This is a genomic window from Balneolales bacterium ANBcel1 (assembly GCA_029688905.1).
In the GTDB taxonomy this organism is placed as follows: Bacteria; Bacteroidota; Rhodothermia; order Balneolales; family Natronogracilivirgulaceae; genus SLLW01.
This window is the reverse complement of sequence record JARULB010000015.1, coordinates 1-5474: the sequence shown is the minus strand read 5'-3', so window position 1 is coordinate 5474 and position 5474 is coordinate 1. Positions and strand designations below refer to the sequence as shown.

The window sequence follows — 5474 nt, the reverse complement described above, 5'->3', positions numbered from 1 at the left end:
GCCCTGAAAAAATCTTTTAAAAATGGATTGACAAAGGGAATGGTGAGTTGGTATATTTTGAGTTCCGGCTGAGTCCGGGGGATTTTAGGTCGGCGATATTTGCAAAAATAAAGTTTGACAAAGGATCTGATAATAGTGTATATTTGGAGTCTGCCCCGAAGTTGGGGTGGTGCTGTTCTTTGACCGATTGAAAAGACAAGAAAATCGCATAGCGAGCCCCCGGGTCGTGATCTTCGGGTCACGATTTGGGATCAAGGCAAAAAAATGACCGGTCGGGAGACAGGCTCACAGGTATGTAATAGAAGCAAGATTACAACGGAGAGTTTGATCCTGGCTCAGGACGAACGCTGGCGGCGGGCCTAACACATGCAAGTCGAAGGGGATTCATGAAGCTTGCTTCATGATGAGACTGGCGTACGGGTGCGTAACACGTAAACAATCTGCCTGCAGATGGGGGATAACCCCGGGAAACCGGGGCTAATACCGCATAATGCAGCGGGGCCGCATGGCCACAGTTGTTAAAGCTCTTCGGGGCGTCTGCAGATGAGTTTGCGCAGCATTAGTTAGTTGGTGGGGTAATGGCCTACCAAGACGATGATGCTTAGGGGTTCTGAGAGGATGATCCCCCACACTGGCACTGAGACACGGGCCAGACTCCTACGGGAGGCAGCAGTGAGGAATATTGCGCAATGGGCGAAAGCCTGACGCAGCCACGCCGCGTGCCGGAAGAAGGTTCTTTGAATCGTAAACGGCTTTTGTCGGGGAAGAATGGCCTGGATTCGTCCGGGTTTGACGGTACCCGTTGAATAAGCACCGGCTAACTCCGTGCCAGCAGCCGCGGTAATACGGAGGGTGCAAGCGTTGTCCGGAATCATTGGGTGTAAAGGGTGCGTAGGCGGAGTCTTAAGTCTGTGGTGAAATCTTACCGCTCAACGGTAAACGTGCCATGGAAACTGGGATTCTTGAGTGTGACAGAGGCAGGTGGAATTCGTAGTGTAGCGGTGAAATGCATAGATATTACGAAGAACACCAGTGGCGAAGGCGGCCTGCTGGGTCACAACTGACGCTGAGGCACGAGAGCGTGGGGAGCGAACAGGATTAGATACCCTGGTAGTCCACGCTGTAAACGATGTATGCTAGGTGTTGGTCACGGTTCGGCCGTGATCAGTGCTGCAGCTAACGCATTAAGCATACCACCTGGGGAGTACGTTCGCAAGAATGAAACTCAAAGGAATTGACGGGGGCCCGCACAAGCGGTGGAGCATGTGGCTTAATTCGATGCAACGCGAAGAACCTTACCCGGGCTAAATCTGCCCTGCTACTCCCCGAAAAGGGAGGTTCCTTCGGGACGGGGTGGAAGGTGCTGCATGGCTGTCGTCAGCTCGTGCCGTGAGGTGTTGGGTTAAGTCCCGCAACGAGCGCAACCCCTGTGGTTAGTTACCAACGAGTAATGTCGGGGACTCTAGCCAGACTGCCTACGCAAGTAGTGAGGAAGGTGGGGACGACGTCAAGTCATCATGGCCCTTACGTCCGGGGCTGCACACGTGCTACAATGGTCGGTACAGAGGGCAGCTGCTGCGCGAGCAGTGGCTAATCCGTAAAGCCGATCCCAGTTCGAATCGGAGTCTGCAACTCGACTCCGTGAAGTTGGAATCGCTAGTAATCGCGTATCAGCAATGACGCGGTGAATACGTTCCCGGGCCTTGTACACACCGCCCGTCAAGCGATGGAAGTGGGTAGTACCTGACGATGCCGTGCTAACCTTCGGGAGGCAGGTATCCAGGGTAAGACTCGCAACTGGCGCTAAGTCGTAACAAGGTAGCCGTACCGGAAGGTGCGGCTGGATCACCTCCTTACTAAGGAGAGCCGAGTTACCGTCGGGTCATTTTCGCTGTGCGATTTTCTTGTTTTTTCCTCGGCAGAGGCAGGGGCGCTGGGCTTGTAGCTCAGGTGGTTAGAGCGCACGCCTGATAAGCGTGAGGTCGGAGGTTCAACTCCTCCCAAGCCCACCACCTAAGGGGCTATAGCTCAGCTGGCTAGAGCGCCTGCCTTGCAAGCAGGAGGTCGCCGGTTCGATTCCGGCTAGCTCCACGAGTAGAAAAGGATTTACAGTATAGTAGTAGTGCCGGTCGTTAAGCCGGCGGGTTCTTTGACGTATTGGGTAAGAAAGAAACAAAACCAGAGGGTACTGGCCGTCAGGCCGGTCCCGGGCGCTGCACACGTGCATGTGCAGGCCAAAAGACAAAAGCACCAAAGGGCACATGGTGGATGCCTTGGCACCGAGAGGCGAAGAAGGACGTGCAAAGCTGCGATAAGCCGCGGGGAGCTGCAAAGAAGCTGTGATCCGCGGATTTCCGAATGGGACAACCCCATGACCCGGTCTTCTGACCGGGGGCGAACGCTCCGAACTGAAACATCTAAGTAGGGGCAGGAAAAGAAAACAATAGTGATTCCCCAAGTAGTGGCGAGCGAACGGGGAGTAGCCCAAACCGGAGGCCAATGGCCTTCGGGGTTGTAGGACCACGTGATCTGGCGCATATGTAAAGTCGAACGGCCCTGGAACGGCCGGCCGCAGAAGGTGAAAGCCCTGTAGGCGTAAGCATAGGCGTTGGTAGTGGTATCCTGAGTAGGGCGGGGCCGGAGAAACCCTGCCTGAATCCGCCGGCACCATCCGGCAAGGCTAAATACTACTCGGTGACCGATAGTGAACAAGTACCGTGAGGGAAAGGTGAAAAGAACGCCGAGACGGCGAGTTAAAAGTACCTGAAACCGTGTGCCTACAAGCGGTCGGAGCATATTCAGTCATTCGTGATTGGATGTGTGACGGCGTGCCTTTTGCATAATGAGCCTACGAGTTGCACCTGTCGTGCGAGGTTAAGCCCCTTTGGGGTGGACCCGGAGCGAAAGCGAGTCTGAAAGGGCGCGCAGTACGGCGGGGCAGACGCGAAACCAAGTGATCTATCCATGGCCAGGATGAAGCTGGGGTAACACCCGGTGGAGGTCCGAACCGCCTGGCGTTGAAAAGCCATCGGATGAGCTGTGGATAGGGGTGAAAAGCCAATCGAACTTGGAGATAGCTCGTTCTCCCCGAAATATATTTAGGTATAGCGTCGGATGCTGAGCTACGGAGGTAGAGCACTGATTAGGCTAGGGGGCTTCACCGCCTACCAAACCTTGACAAACTCCGAATACCGTAGTGAGAAGTCCGGCAGTCAGTGGCAGGGTGATAACGTCCTGCCGCAAAAGGGAAACAACCCAGAACACCAGCTAAGGCCCCCAAATACCGGCTAAGTTGACCAAAGAAGGTTGGGTTGCTCAGACAACCAGGATGTTGGCTTAGAAGCAGCCATTCATTTAAAGAGTGCGTAATAGCTCACTGGTCGAGCGACCCGGCGTCGAAAATGTCCGGGCATCAAGTCGGTTGCCGAAGCTGTGTCTTTGCAGGTTTACCTGCAAGGGGTAGGGGAGCATTGCCGCGGCGTAGAAGTCGCCTGGAGACGGGCGGTGGAGCAGCGGGAAGAGAAACTGTAGGCATGAGTAACGATAAGACGGGTGAGAAACCTGTCCACCGAAAACCCAAGGGTTCCTGATCAACGCTAATCGGATCAGGGTTAGTCGGGTCCTAAGGCACCTCTGGCGGGTCCAGAGCAGGCCGATGGCAAACGGGTTAAATATTCCCGTACCCGCGACAACGCGTGGCTAAGGCGTGACGCAGAAGTGACCCCTGCGCGTGGAGACGAAATACCACGTTGAAGGCGTTAGGCCGGCCGGCAGGCAAATCCGCCGGCCACCAGGCTGAGCGTCGACAGTACCGGGAGGCTTCGGCCGAACGGATAGTCAGGCTAATCATGCTGCCAAGAAAAGCGTCGTAGTTTGTTGTTGCGGCCCGTACCGTAAACCGACACAGGTGGGTGAGGAGAGAATCCTAAGGTGCTCGAGTAATTCATGGCCAAGGAACTCGGCAAATTGGATCCGTAACTTCGGGAGAAGGATCCCCTGCAGCGATGCAGGGCGCAGTGAAAAGGCCCAAACGACTGTTTACCAAAAACACATGTCTCTGCTAACACGAAAGTGGATGTATAGGGACTGACACCTGCCCGGTGCCGGAAGGTTAAGGAAGGGAGTTAGCTTCGGCGAAGCTCTTGACTGAAGCCCCGGTAAACGGCGGCCGTAACTATAACGGTCCTAAGGTAGCGAAATTCCTTGTCGGGTAAGTTCCGACCTGCACGAATGGTGTAACGATTTGGGCACTGTCTCGGCCATGAGCTCGGTGAAATTGTGGTCTCGGTGATGACGCCGAGTACCCGCAGTGGGACGGAAAGACCCCGTGAACCTTTACTATAGCTTTGCATTGGATTCGGACCAGTCATGTGCAGGATAGGTGGGAGGCAGCGAAGCGTCGGCGCCAGTCGATGTGGAGCCACCCTTGAAATACCACCCTTGACTGATCTGGGTTCTAACCCTGTGACCACAGGGCACAGTGCATGGTGGGTAGTTTGACTGGGGCGGTCGCCTCCTAAAGAGTAACGGAGGCTCCCAAAGGTTCCCTCAGCACGGTTGGCAATCGTGCCGCGAGTGTAAAGGCACAAGGGAGCTTGACTGCAAGACATACACGTCGAGCAGCAGCGAAAGCTGGGCTTAGTGATCCGGCGGTTCCTTATGGAAGGGCCGTCGCTCAAAGGATAAAAGGTACTCCGGGGATAACAGGCTGATCTCCCCCAAGAGTTCATATCGACGGGGAGGTTTGGCACCTCGATGTCGGCTCATCGCATCCTGGGGCTGGAGAAGGTCCCAAGGGTATGGCTGTTCGCCATTTAAAGCGGTACGCGAGCTGGGTTCAGAACGTCGTGAGACAGTTCGGTCCCTATCTACTGTGGGCGTTGGAATACTGAGGAGATCTGCCTCTAGTACGAGAGGACCGGGGTGGACGAACCGCTGGTGTACCTGTTGTGTGGTCGCATGCATCGCAGGGTAGCTATGTTCGGACGGGATAAGCCGCTGAAAGCATCTAAGCGCGAAGCCCACTCCAAGATAAGTATTCCCCCAAGAGCCCAGGAAGACGACCTGGTTGATAGGCGGTCGGTGTACGCATGGTAACATGTTCAGCCAAACCGTACTAATCGCTCTTACGGCTTTTGTTTTTTGTTCTGCACAGGCCGTGGCCGGCGCCACGGCAGCTTTCTTACCCAATCGTCTTTTTATTAGTCAACAACAGATTGATGAGGTGATTATAGCCTGGAGGTCACACCCGTTCCCATTCCGAACACGGCCGTTAAGCTCCAGAGCGCCGATGGTACTGCCAAAAGCGGGAGAGTAGGTCGTCGCCTCATCTTTTTTTTATCCCCCCCCCCTTTAGCGGGCCGCTGTGCTTCAGCCGCCCGCTTTTTTTTTGCCCGCCACACCCTGGCCCGGCAACATAACGACTCACCCCTCCCGCCACACCCTGACCGGGGCACACCGGCACTCCCCCCCCC

The 5474-nt window shown here is 55.4% G+C and carries 2 tRNA genes and 3 rRNA genes; all 5 read left to right on the top strand.

Going from position 1 to position 5474, the window contains the following annotated elements:
* The first annotated feature begins 312 nt into the window (after nucleotides 1-312).
* The 5 genes from QA596_12770 (at nucleotide 313) to rrf (ending at nucleotide 5330) form a co-directional block, all read left to right on the top strand.
* Nucleotides 313-1856 (top strand): 16S ribosomal RNA (locus tag QA596_12770).
* A 79-nt stretch (nucleotides 1857-1935) separates the two neighbouring features.
* Nucleotides 1936-2012: transfer RNA gene (locus tag QA596_12765), tRNA-Ile, on the top strand.
* Between the two features lie 5 nt (nucleotides 2013-2017).
* A tRNA-Ala gene (locus tag QA596_12760) sits at nucleotides 2018-2091 on the top strand.
* 150 nt (nucleotides 2092-2241) lie between these two features.
* Nucleotides 2242-5141: ribosomal RNA gene (locus QA596_12755) — 23S ribosomal RNA — on the top strand.
* Between the two features lie 79 nt (nucleotides 5142-5220).
* Nucleotides 5221-5330 (top strand): 5S ribosomal RNA (gene rrf, locus QA596_12750).
* The 16S, 23S and 5S rRNA genes sit together here with 2 tRNA genes alongside, the layout of an rRNA operon.
* Nucleotides 5331-5474: the final 144 nt, after the last annotated feature.